We start from the raw sequence: 24005 nt of genomic DNA on the forward strand, positions 1-24005 counted from the left end.
TGTGAGAATTTAAAAGTGTATAGCTAGTAATTAGGAGTAAGAAAGCTTTTTTAAGAGCAATTTAGATAGGTATATTTAAAAACCCGATGCCTAAACATCGGGTTACAAGAGTAAAAAAACTAAAGAAAAAATAATTAACTAAATAAATAAAAAAAGTATTATTGCCAGCCTCCACCTAAGGAGCGGTATAGTTCTACACGAGCTGCGAGTAAATCTCTTTTGCTGGTAGCCAATTCCAATTCACTGTTCAAAAGTTGCGCTTGTGAAGTGATTACTTCCAGATAATTAACCAGGCCGCTTTGGTATAACAAATTGGCTTTTCCAATGGCTTTTTCGAGCGTTTGAACCTGATTTTGCAGCAGTTGTTGTTGTTCGTTTAATTTTTCTATGGATACTAGGGCGTTGGACACTTCCGACACGGCAATTAATACCGACTCTCTAAAGTTAATCACGGCCTTTTCGCGTTCGACCAAGGCTATTTTGTACTTGGTTTTAATGGTTTTGCCTTGCAATAAGGGTTGGGTAATACCGCCGGCTATAGTACCGAATAGGGAAGCGGGTATGGTAAACCAATTGCTGGTTTCAAAACTGTTTAATCCCGTGCTGGCTCCGATTTTTAAGCTCGGATAAAAATCTGCTTTGGCCATGCCCACCTGAGCATTGCTAAGGCTTAAGGCCAACTCTGCTTGTTTTACGTCGGGTCTGTTAGATACCAAAGCCGTCGGTAAACCCGTTTTTAATTGGGAGTTGTAAGGCAACAGGGGTAAACCGGCACTTCTTTCAATGGCTGTTGGAAAAGTCCCCGTTAAAAGGCTTAAAGCATTTTCCTGTATCGCGATTTGTTGTTCAAAAAGCGGAATCAATTTTTCAGCATTTAATTTTTGCGATTCGATTTGCGCCACGGCCAACGAGGTCACTTGACCGGCTTCAAACTGCCATTGAATAATCGAGCGCGTACTGTCGTTAAGCGCCGCGTTTTTCTTAGCGGTTTCCAATTGGTAGTCGAGCATCAGCAAATTGTAATATCCTTTGGCTACTTCAGCAATCAGTGTGGTTTGGATGGTCTTTTGTGCCTCTTCCGTTTGCAGGAATTGCGCCAAAGCTCCTTTTTTCTGATTCTTGATTTTGCCCCAGATATCCGCTTCCCAAGACAAACCGAGATTGACGGAATAATCTTCGATGTGATTGCGCGATAAAGCCATGTTCAAATTCGTTCCAGTCAGACTGTTTTCAGAAGGCCTGCTGCTGTTGGCTTGAATACCCAGTTGCAATTCGGGTATATTTCCCCATTTGGATTTGGTCCATTGCAATTGCGCGATTTCAATGTTTTTTAACGCCAATTGCATCTGATTGTTTTTCTGTAAAGCGTTTTCGATTAATGGTCGTAATGCTTCTTCGACAAAGAAGTCACTCCACGGCAGGCTGGCGATACTGCTGTCGTCGGCGAGAACTTCAGCGCCTCGAAAGCTTTCGGGTAGGGCTGCAGCCGGATATGTCACGTCTTTGGATACGCCACAGGAGTGAAGTGTTGCGACCAAAATCAAGGCCGCAACAGTATATATATTATTTTTTTTCATAGGATATTTCATCAGGGATATAATTAAATTTCATCCTCCTCTTCAGCGGAGATGGGACCGGAAATTTTTTCGTGTAAGATTTGGAATACGATGAATAATACCGGAATTATAAACAATCCCAATACCACTCCCGACAGCATTCCTCCGGCAGCTCCGATACTGATGGAGTGGTTACCCATAGCAGAAGGTCCTTTGACATTCATCATCGGAATCAATCCGGCAATAAAAGCAACGGAGGTCATGATAATCGGTCTTAAACGCAATTTTGACGCTTCCATTACAGAGAAAACCAAACTCTTTCCTGCGCGACGGCGCTGTAAGGCGAATTCGATAATCAAGATGGCGTTTTTGGCCAGCAAACCGATCAGCATCACCAATGCTACTTGTACGTAGATGTTGTTTTCAATTCCCGCCAGTCCAATGGCAACAAATACTCCGATGATACCCGTTGGTATTGATAAAATCACCGCAAAAGGCAAGATATAACTCTCGTATTGAGCGGCCAATAAGAAATAGATAAACAACAGCGACAGCGTAAAGATGATTAACGATTGTCCGCCAGAGGATAACTCCTCCTTGGTCATACCAGAAAACTGATAACTGTATCCCGTAGGCAATTGCTGTGCAGCTACTTCTTCTACAGCTTTAATCGCATCTCCCGAACTAAAGCCCGGATTGGCAATGGCGTTGATGCTGATGGAATTGAACAAGTTGTATCTCGAGGCCGTTTCCGGTCCGTAAACGCGTTTCAAAGTAACCAAGGTATTGATAGGAACCGCTTCGTTGCGTTTGTTTTTAACAAACACTCCTTCCATGGCATTGAGGTTGGAACGGTCGTCTTTTTGCGCTTGAATCATCACGCGGTAATACTTTCCAAAACGGTTGAAATCCGACGCCTGAGACGAACCGAAATACGCCTGCATCGTTTGTAAAATTTCTTTGACATCTACTTGCAATTGCGCCGCTTTGATCTCGTCTACTTCGAGGTCGTACTGCGGATAATCTGCTTTAAAAGTGGTAAAGGCCACGGCAATTTCCGGACGTTGCATCAGTGCGCCGATAAATTGATTTCCAATTTCGCTAAACTGGTTTAAACTACCGCCAGTTTTGTCTTGTAAAACCATATCCAATCCGTCGACATTGCTGAATCCCGGTACTGTTGGAAAGGTAAACACAAAGAAATTAGCGCCTTTAACTACCGATAACTTCTGATTTACTTCGCCCATAATTTGATTGATGTCGCTGACAGCTCCGCGTTCTTTGTTCGGTTTCAACAGTAAAAAGATAACACCGGTAGACGGGTTGGTCGATTGGGTCATGATGTTAAAGCCCGACATGGCATTGACAATCTTTGCCGAAGGCAATTGGGATATAATAGCCTCTGCCTCATCCATGACTTTTTTAGTGCGCTCCAAAGATGTTCCACCCGGAAGGGATACGGAAATAGCCATAAAACCTTGATCTTCTGAAGGGATAAACCCGGTTTTGGTTTTGTTTACTAGTAGTACAGTGGCCAACATCACCAAGGCCAAACCACCCAAGCTCAACCATTTGTAGCGTATCATGGTACGAATACTGCCCAAATACTTATTGGCAAGGTTGTCGAAGCCGCGATTGAATCCGATAAAGAATTTTTCCTTAAAGGTCTTTTTACGTTCGGGTTCTGTTTCCGTACCGTGGTGGGTACTCTTGAGGAATAAGGCAGCTAAAGCCGGACTCAAGGTTAGGGCGTTCACAGCCGATATGATGATGGCAATGGCTAGGGTAAGGGCAAATTGTCGGTAGAAAACCCCGGTAGAGCCTTCCATAAAGCCCACCGGTAAAAACACGGCAGCCATCACTAAGGTAATCGAGATAATGGCACCAGTAATCTCACTCATAGCCGATTTGGTCGCTGCTTTAGGGGATAAATGGGACAACTCCATCTTGGAGTGTACTGCCTCGACGACGACAATCGCGTCATCGACGACGATACCAATGGCCAGAATCAAGGCAAACAGCGTCAATAAGTTGATGGAAAAACCAAACAACATCATAAAGAAGAAGGTTCCCAAGATGGCAACTGGAACCGCTATGGCCGGAATTAAGGTGGAACGGATGTCTTGTAAAAAGATAAACACCACTAAAAACACCAAGATAAAAGCTTCAATCAAGGTGGTAATTACCTGATTGATCGATTGGTCTAAGGCGTCTTTGGTATTGTACAAAATCAGGTATTTAACCCCTTTTGGAAAATCTTTTGAAACCCGTTGCATCAATTCATCTATGGCTACTTGAATTTCGCTGGCATTGGAACCCGCTAACTGCATGGTACCGATGTTGATTCCGGGTTTGGCGTTTACTTTGGTGGAACTTCCGTAGGTATAGGAACCCAATTCTACTTTGGCTACATCTTTTAAACGCAAAACAGAGCCGTCTGCATTGGAGCGGATGATGATGTTTTCGTATTGAGATGCTTCGTTGAGTTTTCCCTTGTATTTGATGACGTATTCAAAAGATTCCGTGCTGCTCTCACCAAATTTACCCGGAGCTGCTTCCAAGTTTTTGTCTTGGATGGCTGCGGTAACTTCGGCGGGAGTCAGGTTGTAGGTGGCCATTTGGGTTGGATTTAACCAAACGCGCATGGCGTAGTCTTTATTACCTCCAAATATGGTGGATTGACCGACACCAGAAATCCTTTTTATTTCGGGTATGATGTTGATTTGAGCGTAATTGGCTAAAAAGGTTTCGTCAAAAGCTTTATCGTCTTCGGCGTATAGAGATACTACCATCAACAAACTGTTTTGTTGTTTGTTGGTGGTGATTCCGGCTCTGATAACCTCTGCCGGCATTTGATTCGTGGCCTGTGCCACGCGGTTTTGAACGTTTACCGCTGCTTGATCGGGATCTGTTCCCAACTTAAAGTACACCATAATCGAAAGCGAACCGTCGTTACTGGCCGTAGAAGTCATATAGGTCATGTTCTCCACACCGTTAATCGATTCTTCCAAAGAAGGGGCCACGGCCCGCAAAACGGTTTCTGCATTGGCACCGGGATATAAGGCGGTTACGAGTACAGAGGGAGGAGCAATATCTGGGAATTGCTGTAAAGGCAGTTTGTACAATCCCAATACCCCCAAAATAACGAGGATAATAGAGATTACAGTAGCCAGTACGGGTCTGTTTATGAATTTTTTAAACATGGAGGTTTACTTATATTTTAGAATTAGTGAGGGCAGCGGTGGCTGGGCTAGGGGTTTCCGGTTGTATGGTCATGCCGTCTTGTAGTCTTTCAAAACCTTTGAGTACGATGCGATCGCCTGATTTTAACTGCTGATCAATCAGGTAGTCATTACCACTGCGGCCGATGATTTGTACCGGTGTTTTAAATACTTTGTTGGAAGCATCCACAGCAAATACAAAAACTTTGTCTTGGATTTCTACGGTGGCCTCTTGCGGAATCAATAGCGCTTGGCTGTGCTGCATTTTTAATTGAATTTTTCCGGTATTGCCCGAACGCAAAGCCCCATCGGGATTTGGAAATGTAGCGCGCAACATAATAGCTCCGGTGTTTTTGTCAAATTGTCCGTCGATGACATCGATTTTACCGAGTTCTTTATAAGCTGTTTTATCTGCTAAGAGCAAGGAAACCGGTGCGAGATTTTTGACTTTATCACCCAAAGTACTGCCTTCGTATTGGTTTTTAAACTGAATGAAATCCATTTCTCCCAAGGAGAAGTAGGCGTAAACCTGTTGTATATTGGACAAACTCGTCAAAGCTTCCACGTCGGTTGGAGCGAGTAAGCTACCCTGACGTTTGGGCAATCTGCCGATGTATCCGTTTACCGGTGCGTGTATGCTGGTATAGTTGAGATCAATTTTGGCGTTTTCCACCATGGCTTTGGCCTGTTCTAAGGTTGAAAGCGCTATTTTATGAGCGGCTTGAGCCGTTTTTAATTGGTAGTCTGAAACCACTTTGTTTTGTACTAATGGCGTCAATTTGTCTATTTCCAATTGGGTGTTGATCAAGGCTGCTTTGGCTGCGTTGAGGTTTCCCGTGGCCATGTTGAGTTGTTCTCTAAACGGGCGTTCGTTTATTTTAAACAACAATTGACCTTGAGTGACATAAGCACCTTCGTCTATGTATATTTTGTCGAGTACTCCGCCAACCTGAGGGCGTATTTCGATGTCTACAATACCGCGTATCGCTGCAGGATATTCAGAAATTGTGGTGGTTTCTGTATTTTGCAAGGTGTAAACGGGCAATTGTGGTATAACAGCTTCCTGTGTAGCAGCTTTTTCTGAACAAGACTGCAAGAAAAAAGCTAAAAGGACACTAGTAAATAGTATTTTTTTCATTTTTGAATAGGGTAGTTTTGAATTAGATATAATTATTTTTAATCAGGTTATTTTATTTAACATCGTTAAGTTTAGTGCCAAATGAATATAAAAAAAGGGCAAAATTGGATGATTTAGATTAAAGAGGAGGTGGGTTTTGATGGTATACACTACTCAATAAACTAACAGTAATAGTTAGAAATCGCCAATAATTAATCGTGTTAAATTCACTAACGGCGTTAAGTAAACGGAAGAAAAAAGAGGTGAATCAGGACTAATTTAATAGCGTAGTACATAGTTTTTTTATTGAGGTAATTTTAATTAATCTGTATTTAATGATGTTAAGTTGTTTAACACTGTTAAGTACAAGGGCTTAAAAATGATTTATTTATATAACCTTGTTTTATGAAGGAATTTCTACTTGATACAACGATTTGATAATGGCACTAACAGCATCTTTAAAAATCTGGTCGTTGGTAGTGGCAGCCAAACCGTTTCCAATCATATTGACAGAGATCAAGCCGTGAATCACAGAAAAAAATGTAAAATATTTTAATTTGACATCGGCGTCTGAAGGATGTTGGTTTTCCATCACTGCGGCAATGGTATTGAAAAACAGTTGATAGGTGGTTTCGGTATCGGGAACTATGGGTTGTGTGCAACACTTCATTTCCACGCCGTACATCACTTGATACAACTCTTTGTTTTCAAAGGCAAAATTCCAAAAGGCAATCCACATGGCCTCCAACTGTAGGGCTGGATCGGTTTGGGAAAGTTGGGCCTCTTTGATGTTTTTCATCAATCTTAGAAAACCTTTGCAGGTTAACTCTTCGAGTATGGCTTGTTTGTTAGAGAAGTATTCATAGATAATGGGAGCGGTGTATTCGATGCGATCGGCTATCTTACGCATGTTTAAACCTTCCCAACCCTCTTCCTTAACAATCGCATAAGCGGCATCGAGAATACTATTTCTAGTCTCTTCCTTTTGTCTCAATATTCGATCTTTACTTGCCATATTAAATTATCTAACAACGTTAGGCAAAAGTACATTAATTTTTAATACGTCGGATTGGTATTTTAAATATTTATTTTTATTTGAGTGTGTTTTATGTTAAATAGCTGTATAATAGCATTTTGTGATGTTTTACTTATTCGATAAATAGGGTAGCTATTCTAAGGTTTAGCTGTTGAGTGGAATCGAAAAGCATATTAATGCACTGCTGCTCCAAATTATTCTTTAACTTTAGTACAGTATTTTTAAATCCTTTTAATTATGGAAGCGAATCGGGAAATGCATTATATAACGAGAAGTGGATGGCTCCGAGCGGCTGTGTTGGGAGCTAACGACGGCATTATATCGACCACGAGTTTAGTGATTGGTATAGCTGCTGCAAGTGATTCGAGAGATCCGGTGGTACTGGCCGCAGTTGCAGGTATAGTTGCCGGTGCGCTTTCGATGGCCGCAGGTGAATATGTATCGGTCAGTTCTCAGAGTGATATTGAAAAAGCCGATTTAATAAGAGAGCAGTTAGAATTGAATGAATGGCCAGAGGCGGAGTTGGAGGAGTTGACGCAAATCTATAAAGCAAAGGGACTGTCGTCGGACTTGGCTCGGGAGGTAGCGGTGCAATTAACCGAGTACAATGCCTTAAAAGCACATGCACACGATGAATTGGGTATAAGCGAGCTCACTCAGGCGAAACCCTTTCAGGCGGCTATATCATCTGCGGTGGCGTTTATCGCGGGAGGTATATTGCCTTTAGTGGTGGCTATAGTGGCGCCCATGCCCTATATGCTGTATTACCAATATGCTTTTGCTATAGTGTTTTTGGCACTGTCGGGTAGTTTGGCAGCAAAAGCCGGTGGGTTCAACAAGGGGAAATCAATCCTGCGCATCTGCCTTTGGGGAACGGTAGCCATGATCGTATCTGCTTTGGTAGGTTATATTTTTGGCGTACAAACCGCATAGGAATCATAGGAGGAGTTTTGCATAAACGCAATAAAAAAGGCGAAACAAGCTGCTGCTGTTTCGCCTTTTTTATAAGGAACTAAGGTACTTAGTTTTGCTCAGAATCTACATTATGAGCACCGTGGTTACCCGTTCTATGGTCTTGTACTTCTAAGTCTGCATTTACGAAATAAGCACTTCCAAATCCGTTTACATAAGCGCCTTTGATCGGTTTTAAATCAAACATGATAAAGTCGTCCATTTCAGAAATAACATCAACCACTTTTCCGTGTCTTGTTTTCAAAGCTTCTAAAGCTCTGTTCCACAAATCACCGCCTTTTTCTACCAAAACCGCTTCGCTATCAATAGTTAGACGATTACGCGCATAGATTTGACGAGATGCCGACTCATCATCAATAAACATAAAGGAAACTTTTTTACCGTCTCTTAGGTTTTTGGTATGGCGTGCCATATAAGAAACTAAAATTTGAAAACTTCCGTCTAAATTTACAAACGGAGCATAACTAGAGTTTGGAATACCATCTGTGTCGATGGTTGCTAAAATCAACGATTTTGAACTTTCGATCAACTCTTGAACTTTAGGTGCTTTCGGTTGTACTTTGCTGTGGTCTAATTCTGCTGGATTACCATGATTATTACTCATAATATGTGTATTTATTAATAAACTTCACTGTTTCTATACCTTTTTTCAATGGGAGAAAAGATAGAAATTATAATGCGCTAATTTAAACCAAATAAGAATAATATCCTACCCTGAGAAAAAAAATTAAAAGACCAATTGTAGTACTTTTAGGACTTATCAGCAACGGATACTCCCAGCAGTCCACGGTTATAGCCTTTAATAGACTGGGTATATAAACTTATTTTGGGGAATTTTTAAGGGGAATTTCAACGGATAAGCGTGTTTAAAATTGTAAATTTGTGAAAGTCAGATTTTCTTTCTCCAGTTAATTAACACGACAAACAGATAAAATGAGTTCAGAATCATTGGTAAATGCAACGACCCAAAAATATTTGCCATGGCTTGGAGCCATGGCTATTTTTATGCAAGCTTTAGATGCGACTATTTTAAATACCGCCTTACCATCGATTGCGAAAAACCTAAACGAATCTCCATTAAAATTGCAATCGGTTATCGTCGCTTATACCTTGACCGTAGCTTTATTGATTCCATTGAGCGGTTGGTTGGCCGATAAATATGGAACAAAAAAAATATTTATGACCGCAGTGGGGATTTTTGCCTTGGGGTCCTTGTGTTGTAGTTTGTCCATCACCTTAGATCAATTGGTGATGTCACGTGTGGTTCAAGCGGTAGGGGGATCGATGATGGTACCTGTCGCGCGATTGACGTTGATTTATGCCTATCCTAAAGATCAGTTGTTAAAAGTGATTAATTTCATTACGATTCCCGCTCTGATTGGTCCGATGTTAGGGCCTACGGTTGGTGGATTTCTGGTGCAAACACTGTCATGGCATTGGATTTTTCTCGTCAATATTCCATTTGGAATTTTTGCGATATGGATGGCGAGTTTTGCCATACCTGATTTTAAAAATACGGTCAAGCGATTTGATATTTGGGGATGGATTTGCTTTAGTGGTGGTTTGACGACCTTGACCTTAATTATTGAACGCTGGAATTCGGACGCCGTAAAGTTGTGGCACTTAGGTGTACTGTTTGTGATTTCTGTTGTTTTGATCAGTTTATATATCTACCATGCGAAAAGGGTTGACAATCCATTAATCAATTTAAACCTCTTTAAGATTAGAACTTTAAGGGTTGGATTAATTGGTAATCTGGTTACCCGATTTGGGATTGGGGGTATGCCGCTGATGATTCCTTTAATGCTGCAAGTGGGGTATGGGTATTCTGCGTTTTATGCGGGTATTATGATGATTCCATCCGCCTTATCAAATCTAACGGCCCGATCTTTTGTAGTACCCATTGTCAGAAAGTATGGTTATAAAACTACTTTAATGTGTAATACCGCTATTTTGGGAGTGCTTATTGCGGTTTTTTTCTTTTTACAGCAAGATACCCCTTTATATATCTTAATACCGATGTTAATGGCGCACGGCTGTGTCAGTGCGATTCAGTTTACATCCTTAAATACCATTTCATTAGCTGATTTGGACAAGGAAACTTCAAGTGAGGGGAATAGTTTGCTGTCGGTTACTCAGCAATTGTCGTTGAGTTTGGGGATATCGATTGCGGCGATGATACTGGTATTGTTTAAAAACAGTGAATGGGTGGATCACAGTCAAGATATCACTGTATTTCGATATACCTTTTTGGTGATGGGAATCATGACGATCATATCGTCGTTGATATTCCTAAACCTCAAAAGAGAAGATGGAAATGCACTTTCTGGTAAACGCGTTTACAAGGGTAAAAAATTCAAAAAACAACCTTAAGTGATTTTTTGGTTTTATTGAAGAGTGTAGTAGTCCTTTTGCAGTTGTCGGATTTTGCTGTGCAATAATCGTTTTATACGGTCTACTGTTTTAAAATCGTCAATTTGTTGTTTAAGTGCGTATGTAAGAGTAAGAATATTGATTTTTCGATGAGCTGTATCTAACAGCAAAAATTCTTCGGGGAGTTGAAGAAGTTGTAGTGAATTATTGCGATTTTAGTCGACCGTTTTCTTTAAGCAAATAGCGAGAATCGGTAGGTTCTATAGAAAAACAACGAAAATCGAGGGTGTTGATATTCAAACCATCTTGCAATACGGTTGATTTGTTATTGATGCGGTACAAATCAACATAGGGTGAATCGGCCCATTCTAAAGTGTATTGATAACCGTCTTTGATCAGTTGCGTCTTTGGATCTACTTCAAGAACCAAGTAATCGTGAAAGGTTTTTGTGGTTCCGTCAAATGAATTTCCTTCATAGGTTGCGATAAAGCAGTATACGTCAGATTTCCCTTTTGTCGGTTTGGTAAAGGTATCGATAACATCGTATTGCGTCTGCAATAGACCCGATTTCAATTTTTTAAAAGCCGATTGATTAATGCGTGCTTTCTCGGTTTTATGCTGTAATTCATAAACCACCTCTTGCCCATAGCTCAGGTTAACTAAGCTGAATAAGCATAAAAATAAGCTAAGTAATCTCATAATTTTTATAGTAAAAATAAGTATTTTATATAATTTGGCAAAATTATTATTTAAAAAAATCGATATACCAAGAATTACAAAAGGAAATTATAATAAATATTATTTTTATTTAAAAGTACAAATCTAAGAAAGCCTAAGGAAATTAGATATGGAAAACTTGCGTAAGATTACGGATTTACAAGCGAACCATTATAAGGATTTAACGATTATAAGGATTTATTGTGTAGAAGCAATTGCAATTGATTAGGTATAATCATTCCACATTTATCAAAACACAAGCCCGTAGGGCTGACATAATTATAGATTAACATGGTGATTAACAACATCATAATCAACGCTATTATTAACGTCATCATTACCATCACGATTGTTTAGGTATAATCATTCCAAATTTATCAAAACACAAGCCCGTAGGGCTGACATAATTATAACCCGGGATTAACGCCATGATTAACCGCATGATTAACGTCAATATAAACATCACGATTGTTTAGGTATAATCATTCCATATTTATCATTTTTCAAAACACAAGCCCGTAGGGCTGACATAATTATAGATTAACATCGCGATTAACAACATCATAATCAACGTCATCATTATCATCATGATTGTTTAGGTATAATCGTTCCATATTTATCAAAACACAAGCCCGTAGGGCTGACATAATTATAGATTAATATCGCGATTAACAACATCATAATCAACGCCACGACCAACGCCATGACCAACGTCATCATTACCATCACGATTAGGTTTTTTCATCAAATAAATAGGTGTCGTTATGTTCAACCTGGAATTTTTGTAAAAATTCGATATATTCTTCTTCAAATGTTTTTTTGCGATGATGTTTTTCTTGATTTAATATATATTGGTATACGCTGTCAATTTGCGAATGAGCGTACGAGAAAGCACCATAGCCTTCTTGCCAATAAAATTTTTGATTCATCCACCCTTGTTCATTGATGAATTTAGAAGAGTTGTTTTTAATATCTCGCACCAAATCTGAAATACACATGGAAGGTTTTATTCCTACAAAAATGTGAACATGATCTTCAGTACCGTTTATGATGATTGGTTTTTGACCTTTGGAGCTAATGATACCTGCGATGTATTTGAAAACTTCTTCGCGCCACAACTTGTTTAAAAGCTTTTGTCTTCTTTTTACTGCAAAGACGTACTGAATATAAATTCGGGAATAGGTGTTTGCCATTGTTTTATGTTTTTAGATATAATTGTTTCATCCCTACGGGATTGTTTTTGTTATGTAAATTTTTGTATGATTTTTTATAATTGTTCCATCCCTACGGGATTGTTTGAAATCGTGATGTTTTGTTTTTGTTTCATTTTATAATCATTTCATTCGAAAACCATTTCATTCTATAATTGTGCCATCCCTACGGGATTGTTTTTGTTATGTAAATGTCCGTATGATTTTTTATAATTGTTCCATCCCTACGGGATTGTTTGAAATCGTGATGTTTTGTTTTTTTTTCATTTTATAACCATTTCATTCGAAAACCATTTCATTCTATAATTGTGCCATCCCTACGGGATTGTTTTTGTTATGTAAATGTCCGTATGATTTTTTATAATTGTTCCATCCCTACGGGATTGTTTGAAATCGTGATGTTTTGTTTTTTTTTCATTTTATAACCATTTCATTCGATAATTATTTCATTCTATAATTGTGCCATCCCTACGGGATTGTTTTTGTTATGTAAATGTCCGTATGATTTTTTATAATTGTTCCATCCCTACGGGATTGTTTGAAATCGTGATGTTTTGTTTTTGTTTCATTTTATTTTATAATTGTGCCAACCCTACGGGATTTTTATGGCTGTTTTATTTTTGGGGAGGGATGCTAGTTTATATAAAAAAATAACTGGAGCCTTTAGCTCCAGTTATCAGGGTATTTTGAAATCTATTTAACTTTGATGGTACATCCAATTGCAACGGTTGTTGTGGTTTTAATTGGCGTCCCAGCCAATAATGCATTTACCGCATCTTCGACATAGCGTTCGCTAACATCTTTTTCATTTTCGTAATTGTTGTCAATTGCTCCGATGTATTTGACGATGTTTTTACCGTTTTCTTTGTTTAAGATATAAACATGCGGCGTTTTGGTTGCCCCGTAAACCGGATAAATTTTTTGACCTTCGTCTAGGAGATATGGGAAATTAAAGCCTTTTTCCTTAGCGCGTTCCTGCATTTTCTCAAAACTGTCCTCAGGTTGTACCGAAGGATCATTAGGATTAATGGCAATAACAGGATAACCTTTGGAGGCGTACTTGTTATTTAAGGCGATAATTCGGCTTTCATAGGCTTTCGCATAAGGGCAATGGTTACAAGTGAAAATCACTATAAAACCTTTTGCTTCGGGATAATCGGCTAAGGATACCATTTTGTTGTCGATATTCTTTAAGGAAAAATCCATAGCTTCCGAGCCGATGGTGTATCCGCTAACCGCTGTTTCGTCTGTTGCGGGACTTGTAGTTTCTGTCGTTGTTGTAGCAATAGGAGTTTCTGTAGTTGTGGCCTCTTTTTTACAAGCGGTTAAACCAAGTAGGGCGAATGCTAATAGGGCAATTTGTTTCATATTTACGTATTTTATTGATTTAGATTAAAAATGTTTTTGAATAGTTTAGGATGATTGGTTTTAACGACAAATATTATAAATGCGTTTTAATCAGTTGTTCCAAATCGTCTTTGGATAAAGATTGCTCTTTAAACTCCAGTTTTTTACCGTTTTTATAAAGAAATGTTGCTGGTATGGCTCCAGACCAGTTCGTGTCAAAGGCTGGAATCCAAGTATTCATTCTCTTATTGTCATCTAGTAAATATACATCCGTAGTGATTTGATTCTTTTGTAAGAAGGGTTTCATAACCGTTTCAAAATCTTTGGCTCGGTCTAAACTGACCAATACCATCTTAAAGTTTTTTTGGTCTTGATACTTTTTATTGACAGCCATAAAGTCCGGTAATTCTTCTATACAAGGTTTGCACCAGGTAGCCCAGAAATTGACAACATACAATATATCGTCTTGTTGTTTAAACACTTTTTCCAATTCCTCATACGCGACCATTTTTACTGTGGGCTCCGTGGGTTTAGATGGTTGACAACTAACGATAAGCAGGGTAAATATACCGATATAAATAAACTTCATAGTTTCTTATTTAAAGCTGTAATTTATGTTTTTTTATAATTAGTATAAAGGCTAACTGATTTTTTAACAGTATTGATCTGTGAAGAACCCTATGGTTTATTTTGCAGTTATTACATATTTATAGTAACGATAGCTATAGATAATCAAATGCGCAACAGCAAATACCAGTGAAAAATAATATAATATAAAATCTTTTTCTTCGGAGATTTGATGATGCAATTGGGCGATGACGAATAAAACTACGATTAAAGCCAAGGCGGAAAGAGCTACAATTTTATTGGCTGATTTATTTGTATTGTTGTTTTCTTCGAGTACACTGTTTATAATACTATAGAATAGGTATACATCCAAACCGATTAACATCCACACAACGAGTCGGATCCAAGTATCTAAAGGTAAAAATACCATCATAAAAAAGCAGGTTAGTATTCCTAAAATAGGCACTAGGGGCACTAACGGTGTTCGGAATGCTCTTGGAGCATCGGGCATCTTTTTTCGCATGACTAATACACCCACACAAACCAATATAAATGCAAATAGGGTTCCGATACTCGTCATTTCACCAACGATTCTACCCGGTATAAAAGCGGCAAATAGACTGACTACCAATAAAAAGAAGAGGTTTGATTTATAAGGAGTTTGAAATTTTTTATGAATATTTGAAAAGCTCTTAGGTATTAATCCGTCTTTGCTCATCGAGTAGAAAACGCGACTTTGTCCCCATAATAATACTAGGATAACCGAAGAATATCCAAATAAAATAGCCAAGATAATCGAGCTATTTAACCAAGGGTAGGCGGGAACGACATGTCCATCTGCGCCCATTTCACCGATATTTTGAATCGCGATAGCTACAGGAGCCAAATGGCTACTGGCTGCGTCATTTGCAAATTCCTTATAATTGACTAATCCAGTCATGACATAGGCAAAAGCGATATATAAAAGCGTACAAATAATTAAGGAACCTAGAATTCCAATAGGCATTGCTCTTTTTGGGTTCTTGGTTTCTTGGGCAGCTGTACTAACGGCATCAAAACCGATATAAGCAAAGAAAACAACAGCGGCGGCTCGAATGATACCAGAAAATCCAAATTCGCCAAATGTGCCTGTGTTTTGTGGGATAAAGGGAATGTGATTCTGCGGTTGTATATATTTATATCCCAAAATAATAAAAGCTAGTACGATACCCAATTTTAGAACCACTAAAATGGCATTGAGAAAGGATGATTCCTTAGTACCCTTAATTAATAATAAGGACATCAATGTGATGATAAAGACAGCCGGAAGATTCATAATTCCGTGAATAACCTCTCCATTTTCTAGTACAGCCGAATCAAAAGGAGTCATCATCAACTTTCGCGGAAACGATAAGCCCATAGTTGATAATAACTGTTCCAAATAGCCCGACCAACTCGAAGCAACTGTTGCCGCTCCAACTGCGTACTCTAAAACCAAATCCCATCCGATAATCCAAGCGATGTATTCACCCATAGTAGCATAGGAATACGTATAAGCACTTCCTGCAATCGGAATCATCGAAGCAAACTCGGCATAACATAAACCTGCGAATAGACAACCGACGCCGGCGATAACAAAGGATAAGGTCACCCCGGGGCCTGCATAGTTAGCAGCGGCTATACCAGTTATAGAAAAAAGCCCAGCACCAATGATTACACCTACTCCCAAAGCAATCAAACTCCATGCGGATAGTGTTTTTTTTAAATTTCCTGTACCCTCTTGTTCCGATTCCTTAAGTAAATCAGAAATTGGCTTCCTAATGAAGATGTTTATAATTCAAAATTTTTATCTAAAATATGTAAATAATTTAATACTTACAGGTTTTTCTTTGTGTTTTGTGTAATTATATAAGTAATTTATTTTACATATTTGTTAAATATTATTTCAAATCATATATAATGTTTAACAAAATTGTTACTTTTGATAAAGCATTGAAATTTAAAAAACAGTTTATCTTAGTTAAAAAAGTTATTTTTTTAATAAGATAATTAACAGGAATGCACTGTATTATTTAAAAATAGTTAGGTAAAACGCGCAGTATGAAAGAGTTCAAACTTCTTAACGTTGGAGTGGTTAAAGGAAATGAGGTAGACGATTATTATCGGGTACTGATGGAGTCAGAAGGCCAACATTTTCAATTGGAATTGAACTTTCAAAATAGTAGTATTGAAGCGTGCAAGCGCAGTATTTTAAAAGATTTTGTAGATAATCTCGATCAATTTGAAAGCAATACCAAGGAAGTTTTATTCAATGATTTTATCAACGGTGGAGCGGTGCAATCTTATATCGATTTTAGTTTGAGTCAATCGGCTGACTGTGACTTGGCTATTAGAAACAAATTTTTAATTTCTGAAACTGCTACCAAACAACAACTGGCTCAAAACTTAAAACTAGCGAGAATAGCTCTATATCCCGATGGGCAATATGACAATCCGTATTATGCGAGTTTTGATTATATCGTAGACGGGGATTTGTCAGGAAACGTTATTTCTTTAAAAACCAATGAATACGGTCAATGCAAACAGTTGGCTTGGGAATGCTTGATTTTTAGTAATTTTATAAAAAATTACAGTCAAAATAAAACAGTTAGTTCATCAAATAAATGCTAAACTCACACTTATGAATTTCAATTCCAACGCGGTAGTGTATTTTGAAATTCCCGTAACGGACCTCAAACGAGCTATTACTTTTTACAAAGCGGTTTTTGACTTTGACTTTGAAATTGATTATATCGATCATAATGAAATGGCTATTTTTCCATTTTGTGATAAATTAAGAGGTATTTCAGGAGCCTTAGTAAAAGGAGAAATCTATATCCCGTCTTTAAATGGGACCTTGATTTATTTTAATACAGACGATATCGAGGCCACCCTTCAACTGGTTGTGGAGCAAGGAGCTAAAATTTTATATCCCAAAACCTCCAATGGAATTTGGGGTTATGTCGCTGAATTTCAAGATTTGGAAGGCAATAGAATTGGGTTGCACATGAAAGTGCTGGATGCTCCAATTCCTTAAATTTACTTAGAGTTTAGTATAGTACTGTCGGTAAAGCCATACCGACAGCAAATTCCATTTCTGCGGCATATAAATCCGAATTGCTAAAACAATTGTATCCTTTAATTTAGTCGATGATACTGCAATCAATATACTGCATCATACGATTTTAGTTTCGATTTACTTACCGAATACTGCGATCGTCCGATTGGATATTGATTAAAACGATCTTCTTTTACAGCTTTTGAAAAGCTGCAATACACTCCTAAAAAAAGAGATTTTTTTCCGTGATACCAATAGATTTTTTTAATTTATATTGGATTTTCCCTATTATTTCAGCGTAGAATATATTTTGATTTCGTTTAGGCAACTTCATGTTATTGGACATAATGTGGCTTGTGTTTTTTATAACAAAAAAATATTAATGCAATATTGTTGCATTAGTGAAAAAATCATACATTTATCAAAAATCAAAAACGATGTTTACAAGAAAACAATTTATTGTCAAAAGTAGCGCGGCACTGTCGGTGCTGGCTATTCCAAACTTCTTGTTCTCCCTAACAAAAGATTTAAATATGAAAGAAAAGGATTTATTCGAGGTACTTATTATCGGTGGTAGTTATTCAGGACTATCCGCTGGTTTAGCTCTTGCGAGAGCTAGGCGCAAGGTTTTAATCATCGACAGCAATCAGCCTTGTAATCGTCAAACTCCATATTCGCATAATTTTTTAACACAGGATGGAACAAAACCTGCAGAAATTGCGTCAATAGCAAAGACTCAATTGGAAAAATACGACACGGTTCAATTTAAAGATGATGTTGCTGATTCGGCTACGGTCACTGATTATGGTTTCGAAGTGAAAACCCAAACAGGTAAAATCTTTTATACCAAAAAATTAATTATGGCAACGGGATTGCGAGATCTTTTACCTGCGATACCGGGATTAAAGGAGAGTTGGGGTATTTCCGTCATACATTGTCCGTATTGTCACGGCTATGAGTTTAATGACCAAGCGACGAGTATTATCGCTAACGGTTCTACTGGAGTCGGATTGGTTAAGTTGATTTCTAATTGGTCTAAACAAATCACTTTGTTTACCGACGGGCCGAGTACGTTAACTGCAGATGAAATGGTATTGTTACAACGGAAACGAATTGAAATCGTCGAAACTAAAATTCAGGCATTGGAACATCAAAATGGTATGATTAGTCGGGTACTTCTAAGTGATGGCAGTTCTAAAGATTGTCGGGCAGTGTATATGCGACCTCCGGTCGAACAACATTCGGATATTCCCTTGCGTTTAGGTGCGGAATTCACAGCTCAGGGCCTTTTAAAGGTTGCTGAATCGCGTTTGACCACCGTGCCTAATTTGTATGCTTGCGGAGACAATTCGTCACACCGATCTGTTGCCTCGGCAGTTTTTACCGGATCCTTAGCGGGTTCGATGGTCAATGCAAGTTTGATCGATGCAGAATTTATTTAGAGATTAGATTATAAACCCTACTGAGAAAAGAGTAGGGTTTATATCTAGTAATTATGCTTTTAATATCGACACTAAATTTCCGAGGTCTATTCTGTTGGTATAGTTGCTGTCAACATAGGAATAGGTGATGATCGAGTTGTTATCAACAACAAAAACCGCTGGTATAGGGAGTTCATAACTGTCATTCCCGTTAAACGAGGTGAGATCAATACCCAATCCGCTGTATGCGACCTGAGCATAGTCTTGTAAGGTAAAAGCAATTCCGAGTTTTTTTGCCAGTTCATTGTTTTGATCGTACAGCAGATCAAACTCCAAGTTGTTTTCGGCGATTAATTGTTTGCTGTATGTAGTGATTTGTGGGCTGATCGCCAGTATTCGTACGCGGTCGAGTTGATTTTGTGTTATAAAATCCTGAATGGCTCGCAATTCCAAGTTGCAATAAGGACACCAAGATCCGCGAAAGAAAAATAAGACCACACGATCGTATTGCCCGAGTAATTGCTGTGAATCGAGCAGTTGATTTTGACTGTTCACCAATGAAAATGACGGTAAACTCATTCCGACCGTTATCGCTTTTTCTTCTATTTTTTGATCTTTTAAATCTTTGATGGATTGCGCAAACAGCTCGTTGATTTCCTCAGGCAATTGTTTGGATAATTCTTTGTTTAGAATTTCTATTTGTTTCGCTAAATTTGACATCTTTTTGCAGTATTAATAAAGGTTATTTTTGGCAAACTTAATCGCTTAATTAATTCCTCACAATACCGCATAATTACAACCCTAAGGGATAAAAAAGTCACTATTATGAAGACTAAGGATTACGAGCTTATAGAAAAACAATGTCCGTTGGAATTTGCGGTAAAGGCAATCAGTGGAAAGTGGAAAATTCCAATCATCTGGCAAATGCATTTGGGCGAGAAAAGACCGAGTGAATTTCTGCGTGGAATTGCTAAAGTAGATCGCCGTGTCCTGAACCAGCAACTCAAAGAGATGATGGAAGCGGGTTTAATTACCAAAGAGAGCTTTAATGAATTGCCTCCAAGAGTTGAATACAGTTTGACCGAATTGGGTCAGGGTTTGGTCAAAGTATTGTGGGAATTAAACGAATGGGGGAAGTTGTTATTACCTGAAAATAAAGAGGACATACCTTTGATTTAGTAGCTCGTTGTTCAATTAAAAATCGCGCTAGAAAACCAATAAAAAAATGCGATTCGGTTTGTTCGAATCGCATTTTTTTATTCTTCTCTTTTATCGGTAACAACTATCGCTTGCTCTCGCATTTCTTTGCGAATCTGTTTGACTGTTTTGCTACTGCCGTCGTGACTCCATCCCGGAGGACCAAAGACATACATAAATTTATCCTTAAATTTTGGCGACTTTTTAGTGTCTTCCCATATATTGACGTATTCGTGCATTAGAATATTCCATACGTTGTAAGAATCCGGAGGAGTGGTTACACCGAACTCTATCTCGATATCTTCATCCAATTCCTTCCAAGTTCCAAACATCTTATCAAAACAGTTTAAAAAACCACCGTGATTTTTGTCCATATATTCCAAGTTTTTGGAGTGATGAACTTGGTGCATGGTGTGGGTATTAAAGATTTTTTCTAAAAAACCGAGTTTTGGTACGTATTTGGTGTGCAATTGAAATTGCCAAAGGGATTCAATTCCCAGGCAAACCATCAGCATTTCTGGTGGAAAACCTATGGCCGGTATCCATAAATAAAACAGGGGTTTGTAAAACAGCGTAAACCAACCGTTACGCACAGCAGTACCCAGGTTAAAGTTGTCCGAAGAATGATGTACTATATGTGCTGCCCAAAAAAAGCGCACCATATGATTTTGGCGGTGAAACCAATAATAGCTAAAATCGTCTGCGAGCTGACATAGTATCCAAACATACCAAGCATAACTAAATGATTGCCATCCCATGATATTGGTGCGTACACCATCGACTATTGGATTAAAAAGCTCGTAAACAGTTGTGAAGACCAATATGGCGGTTACTGTTTTGAGTAAGGCTGCTAGAATTGCAGATCCCAATCCTATGGATAAACTGGAAAACAAATCTTTCCAGTGGTATAAATCTTTCTTTTCGGTGTGTTTGCTATAACTGAGCTCCAGTAAAATCAATGCTAAAAAACAAGGTGTACCATATACTAAGGGGTTGGTAAAATCCATACAGATGTTTTTGTATTAAAAGTTTTAAAACTACTATAAAGTATCGGACATACCATACAAATCGCATTATTTTTTGGTTTTTTTAATTTTAAATAAAGAAAAAACCTCCAATCTACGGGCAGTTTGAGATTATTAACTTACTTTTATCGGCATTGATTTTAAGATATAATTAAAAATAGAATATGAAATCTTTTATAAAATTATTGTTGCTTTTTTTGGGATCCAACCTTTTTATTTTTATAATTTTCTTTAGCGATCAATGGAATACCTCGAATTCCTCAATCGGTGGAGGAGGGTATGATTTAGCTTATTTGTATTATCTAATGGCGGTAATTCTATTTTTAGTCTTTTTTAATTTGTTTTTAGCGATAGCTACTTTATATTTAAAGTCTAAGGCGAGGCAAACCAAAACGACTCAATCCTTTTTATGGATTAGTGTTCCCGCACTACTGCTTGCATTGGGTTTGTTTTTGAGCGAACTATAAATTAAGAATATCGATTAATTGGATGGTTTTAAAAGACAAATACCATTAAATACAACAAAATAAACATGGTTCAAGACGAAAATTCACAAGGATTAAAAAGAGTTTTAAAAGCAAGACACCTGTCGATGATAGCGATTGGGGGCTCGATAGGTACGGGGCTGTTTGTCGCTTCCGGTGCTACTATTGCCCAGGCAGGACCTGGTGGGGCGTTATTGTCCTACCTTTTTATCGGAGTCATGGTATATTTTCTGATGACGAGTTTGGGTGAATTGGCGGCTTATATGCCAACGTCAGGGTCGTTTTCAACCTATGGAGCGAAATATGTCGAAGAGGGATTTGGTTTTGCCTTGGGATGGAATTATTGGTATAACTGGGCAATCACCATTGCGGTAGACTTGGTAGCCGCTCAATTGGTTATGAGTTATTGGTTACCCGATATTGACCCGTGGATATGGAGTGCCATTTTCCTTGCCTTACTCTTTGCAATTAACGTGATCTCTACGAAAAATTTTGGAGAGATGGAATTTTGGTTTTCATTGATCAAAGTCGTTACGGTTGTTTTATTTATAGGAATAGGGTTGCTGATGATTGTCGGCATACTCGAAGGAGCTGGGCATGTAAAAGAAAATTGGACGTCTAATGGCGCGCCTTTTTCCGGTGGATTTGCTTCACTGATCGGTGTTGCCATGATCGTTGGCTTCTCGTTTCAGGGAACGGAGCTTATCGGGATAGCCGCAGGAGAATCTGAAAACCCAGAGAAAAATATACCTAAGGCTACCAAGCAAATCTTTTGGAGAATTCTACTTTTTTATGTTTTCTCAATCATTATAATAGGAAGTATTATTCCTTATACCGATGTGCGTTTGTTAAACGAAGACATCAGAAACATCAGTATTAGTCCGTTTACACTGATCTTCGAAAATGCCGGATTACTGGCTGTGGCCTCAGTGATGAACGCCGTGATTTTAACATCGGTGCTTTCTGCAGGAAATTCGGGTATGTATGCGTCTACTAGAATGCTTTTCTCGCTGGCTAGGGAAGGAAAAGCGCCAAAAATATTTTCAAAAATCACCGCTGGAGGGGTGCCTAGAAATGCTTTAATCGCAACGACTTTAATGGCGGCACTGTGTTTCTTGACCTCGTTATTTCCCAATCAACAAATCTATTTGTGGTTGTTAAATACCTCAGGTATGACCGGATTTATCGCTTGGTTGGGCATAGCGATTAGCCATTACCGATTTAGAAGGGGATATGTGTCTCAAGGACGAGATATTGCAGACTTACCCTATAGAGCGAAACTGTTTCCATTCGGACCATTCTTTGCCTTTTTTGTGTGTTTGGTCATTACTTTAGGTCAAAACTATCAAGCTTTTTTAAACGATAAAATCGATTGGGTTGGGGTTGTGGCAACTTATGTCGGATTACCGATCTTTTTGATTATTTGGTTTGGTTATAAATGGACTAAAAAAACCAAATTCGTAGCTTATAAAAACATGGAATTACCTCCGGTTTCTAAAAGAAAATAACATCTTATTACTAAAAGTATAACTAAGGCAAAAATCCCGATTTGAATTCAAGTCGGGATTTTTGTTTGATACCTAGCCTCAGTGCAGATGAAAAGGATTGTAAGTCAAGTGGACCGAGGTCAATTCAAAACACAGTCGAATATATATTAAGTGGTGCTGAAAATTTGCAACAGTCAATTAATGAATGGTGTTCAAATACCGTTTATGAATATCAATGACGCATTGAAAGTTCTTAATTATGAAAGGATTAACATTTTTGAAATGCGATTTTTTAGTTTTTTTAGTTTTTTCTCATTAAATTGTTATTCGATTAAAGACGGCTTTTTAACTTGTTAATCGTCTGTTTTTAATTTTTGAAAAACCACAAAAAAACCACAATTATGACTGATGAAATTCGCTTGTATATGTTTCAGACCGGAGTTTTGAAATGTAAGGAAAACAACATTAAAATGAATGCGTCCAACGACCCTTATGAAATTCCCGTGCCTTGGTATTTAATCATACATCCAAAAGGGAATATCATCATCGATGGAGGAAATGCAGTAGAGTGCGCAACGGATCCTGTTGGACATTGGGGCGGTATCACACAGGTGTACTGGCCTGTTATGACGGAAGAGGAAGGTTGTTATAATGCGATTAAAAAGCTCGGAGTTGATCCGGCAAGTATAAAATATGTGATTCAAAGCCATTTGCATTTGGATCACACGGGGGCGATTGGGCGTTTTCCAAACGCAACTCATGTTGTTCAGCGCGTTGAATATGAATATGCTTTTACGGCAGATTGGTTTGCCGCGGGAGGGTATATTAAGAAAGACTTTAATAAGCCCAATCTAAAATGGCAGTTTCTCGACGGACAGAAAACCGATATTTACGATTTTTATGGAGATGGTACGCTTAAGATTATATTCACCCCGGGACATTCGCCAGGACATTCGAGTTTTCTAGTGACTTTGCCTAATTCGGGTTCAATTTTATTAGCTATTGATGCCGCTTATACAACGGAACATTGGGATGATAAGGTGTTGCCAGGTTTCTTAGCCTCAGCTGTTGATTCGGTGCGTTCTGTCGCGAAAATGCGATTCATAGCCGATCAAAACGATGCTATGGTCGTTACAGGACATGATCCAGTGAAATGGGGAACTTTTAAACACGCACCCGAATTTTATAATTAAGACG

Annotated in this window: 23 protein-coding genes; 9 read left to right on the plus strand and 14 right to left on the minus strand. The window is 38.4% G+C overall.

The window, feature by feature from the left end; genetic code table 11:
• Nucleotides 1-158 precede the first annotated feature (158 nt).
• The 4 genes from L1275_RS09595 to L1275_RS09610 all read right to left on the minus strand — a co-directional run bounded on the left by L1275_RS09595 (nt 159) and on the right by L1275_RS09610 (nt 6909).
• The gene (locus L1275_RS09595) at nt 159-1577 is read right to left on the minus strand and encodes a TolC family protein (RefSeq protein WP_253472188.1); all 1419 of its coding nucleotides are present in this window, start codon (nt 1575-1577) and stop codon (nt 159-161) included.
• A gap of 23 nt (nt 1578-1600) precedes the next feature.
• Nucleotides 1601-4759, minus strand: a complete 3159-nt coding sequence (locus L1275_RS09600; RefSeq protein WP_253472189.1) for an efflux RND transporter permease subunit — start codon at nt 4757-4759, stop codon at nt 1601-1603.
• 10 nt (nt 4760-4769) lie between these two features.
• A complete protein-coding gene (locus L1275_RS09605; RefSeq protein WP_253472190.1) occupies nt 4770-5915 on the minus strand; it encodes an efflux RND transporter periplasmic adaptor subunit in 1146 nt (381 codons plus the stop codon).
• A gap of 382 nt (nt 5916-6297) precedes the next feature.
• Nucleotides 6298-6909 carry a TetR/AcrR family transcriptional regulator gene (locus L1275_RS09610; protein ID WP_253472191.1) on the minus strand — a complete coding sequence of 204 codons (612 nt, stop codon included), beginning with the start codon at nt 6907-6909 and terminating at the stop codon, nt 6298-6300.
• A 258-nt stretch (nt 6910-7167) separates the two neighbouring features.
• Here L1275_RS09610 and L1275_RS09615 point away from each other — a divergent pair, with 258 nt between their 5' ends.
• Nucleotides 7168-7863, plus strand: a complete 696-nt coding sequence (locus L1275_RS09615) for a VIT family protein (RefSeq protein ID WP_253472192.1) — start codon at nt 7168-7170, stop codon at nt 7861-7863.
• Nucleotides 7864-7951: 88 nt separating this feature from the next.
• Here L1275_RS09615 and L1275_RS09620 read toward each other — a convergent pair whose 3' ends face one another.
• Nucleotides 7952-8506 (minus strand): pyridoxamine 5'-phosphate oxidase family protein, encoded by a 555-nt coding sequence (locus tag L1275_RS09620; RefSeq protein WP_253472193.1) that lies wholly within the window; start codon nt 8504-8506, stop codon nt 7952-7954.
• 329 nt (nt 8507-8835) lie between these two features.
• Here L1275_RS09620 and mdtD point away from each other — a divergent pair, with 329 nt between their 5' ends.
• Nucleotides 8836-10275, plus strand: coding sequence for a multidrug transporter subunit MdtD (mdtD, locus tag L1275_RS09625; RefSeq protein ID WP_253472195.1), 1440 nt, complete (start codon nt 8836-8838; stop codon nt 10273-10275).
• A gap of 204 nt (nt 10276-10479) precedes the next feature.
• Here the strand turns inward: mdtD and L1275_RS09630 are convergent, their stop codons facing one another.
• From L1275_RS09630 to L1275_RS09660, 7 genes are all read right to left on the minus strand, one after another.
• Entirely contained in the window at nt 10480-10974 is a 495-nt protein-coding gene (locus L1275_RS09630) for a hypothetical protein (RefSeq protein ID WP_253472197.1), read from the minus strand.
• A gap of 206 nt (nt 10975-11180) precedes the next feature.
• Complete coding sequence (locus L1275_RS09635) at nt 11181-11330, minus strand: hypothetical protein (RefSeq protein ID WP_253472199.1); 150 nt, start codon at nt 11328-11330, stop codon at nt 11181-11183.
• Between the two features lie 247 nt (nt 11331-11577).
• Nucleotides 11578-11718, minus strand: a complete 141-nt coding sequence (locus L1275_RS09640) for a hypothetical protein (RefSeq protein WP_253472201.1) — start codon at nt 11716-11718, stop codon at nt 11578-11580.
• A 5-nt stretch (nt 11719-11723) separates the two neighbouring features.
• Complete coding sequence (gene tnpA / locus L1275_RS09645) at nt 11724-12185, minus strand: IS200/IS605 family transposase (protein ID WP_253472203.1); 462 nt, start codon at nt 12183-12185, stop codon at nt 11724-11726.
• 711 nt (nt 12186-12896) lie between these two features.
• Entirely contained in the window at nt 12897-13571 is a 675-nt protein-coding gene (locus tag L1275_RS09650; protein ID WP_253472205.1) for a thioredoxin family protein, read from the minus strand.
• A gap of 73 nt (nt 13572-13644) precedes the next feature.
• Nucleotides 13645-14139: a TlpA family protein disulfide reductase gene (locus tag L1275_RS09655; RefSeq protein WP_253472207.1), complete on the minus strand. Its 495-nt coding sequence runs from the start codon at nt 14137-14139 to the stop codon at nt 13645-13647.
• A gap of 96 nt (nt 14140-14235) precedes the next feature.
• Nucleotides 14236-15930 (minus strand): amino acid permease, encoded by a 1695-nt coding sequence (locus L1275_RS09660; protein WP_253472327.1) that lies wholly within the window; start codon nt 15928-15930, stop codon nt 14236-14238.
• Nucleotides 15931-16196: 266 nt separating this feature from the next.
• On the opposite strand from L1275_RS09660, the gene L1275_RS09665 reads away from it, so the two are divergent.
• From L1275_RS09665 to L1275_RS09675, 3 genes are all read left to right on the plus strand, one after another.
• Nucleotides 16197-16766, plus strand: a complete 570-nt coding sequence (locus L1275_RS09665) for a DUF2004 domain-containing protein (protein WP_253472209.1) — start codon at nt 16197-16199, stop codon at nt 16764-16766.
• Nucleotides 16767-16776: 10 nt separating this feature from the next.
• The gene (locus L1275_RS09670; RefSeq protein WP_253472211.1) at nt 16777-17172 is read left to right on the plus strand and encodes a VOC family protein; all 396 of its coding nucleotides are present in this window, start codon (nt 16777-16779) and stop codon (nt 17170-17172) included.
• A gap of 458 nt (nt 17173-17630) precedes the next feature.
• Complete coding sequence (locus L1275_RS09675) at nt 17631-18635, plus strand: NAD(P)/FAD-dependent oxidoreductase (RefSeq protein WP_253472213.1); 1005 nt, start codon at nt 17631-17633, stop codon at nt 18633-18635.
• Nucleotides 18636-18686: 51 nt separating this feature from the next.
• Here L1275_RS09675 and L1275_RS09680 read toward each other — a convergent pair whose 3' ends face one another.
• On the minus strand, nt 18687-19334 hold the full coding sequence (locus L1275_RS09680) for a peroxiredoxin-like family protein (RefSeq protein ID WP_253472215.1): 648 nt from the start codon (nt 19332-19334) through the stop codon (nt 18687-18689).
• A gap of 105 nt (nt 19335-19439) precedes the next feature.
• Between L1275_RS09680 and L1275_RS09685 the strand changes: the two genes are divergently transcribed.
• Entirely contained in the window at nt 19440-19793 is a 354-nt protein-coding gene (locus L1275_RS09685; RefSeq protein ID WP_253472217.1) for a helix-turn-helix domain-containing protein, read from the plus strand.
• Nucleotides 19794-19870: 77 nt separating this feature from the next.
• On the opposite strand, the gene L1275_RS09690 is transcribed toward L1275_RS09685, so the two are convergent.
• Nucleotides 19871-20818, minus strand: coding sequence for a sterol desaturase family protein (locus L1275_RS09690; RefSeq protein WP_253472219.1), 948 nt, complete (start codon nt 20816-20818; stop codon nt 19871-19873).
• Between the two features lie 182 nt (nt 20819-21000).
• Here L1275_RS09690 and L1275_RS09695 point away from each other — a divergent pair, with 182 nt between their 5' ends.
• The 3 genes from L1275_RS09695 to attM all read left to right on the plus strand — a co-directional run bounded on the left by L1275_RS09695 (nt 21001) and on the right by attM (nt 24001).
• The gene (locus tag L1275_RS09695) at nt 21001-21303 is read left to right on the plus strand and encodes a hypothetical protein (RefSeq protein WP_253472221.1); all 303 of its coding nucleotides are present in this window, start codon (nt 21001-21003) and stop codon (nt 21301-21303) included.
• Nucleotides 21304-21368: 65 nt separating this feature from the next.
• Nucleotides 21369-22829: an amino acid permease gene (locus tag L1275_RS09700; RefSeq protein ID WP_219292826.1), complete on the plus strand. Its 1461-nt coding sequence runs from the start codon at nt 21369-21371 to the stop codon at nt 22827-22829.
• Nucleotides 22830-23209: 380 nt separating this feature from the next.
• The gene (gene attM, locus L1275_RS09705) at nt 23210-24001 is read left to right on the plus strand and encodes an N-acyl homoserine lactonase AttM (RefSeq protein WP_253472223.1); all 792 of its coding nucleotides are present in this window, start codon (nt 23210-23212) and stop codon (nt 23999-24001) included.
• Nucleotides 24002-24005 lie beyond the last annotated feature (4 nt).

It is taken from the genome of Flavobacterium sp. HSC-61S13 (assembly GCF_024171535.1).
Lineage (GTDB): Bacteria > Bacteroidota > Bacteroidia > Flavobacteriales > Flavobacteriaceae > Flavobacterium.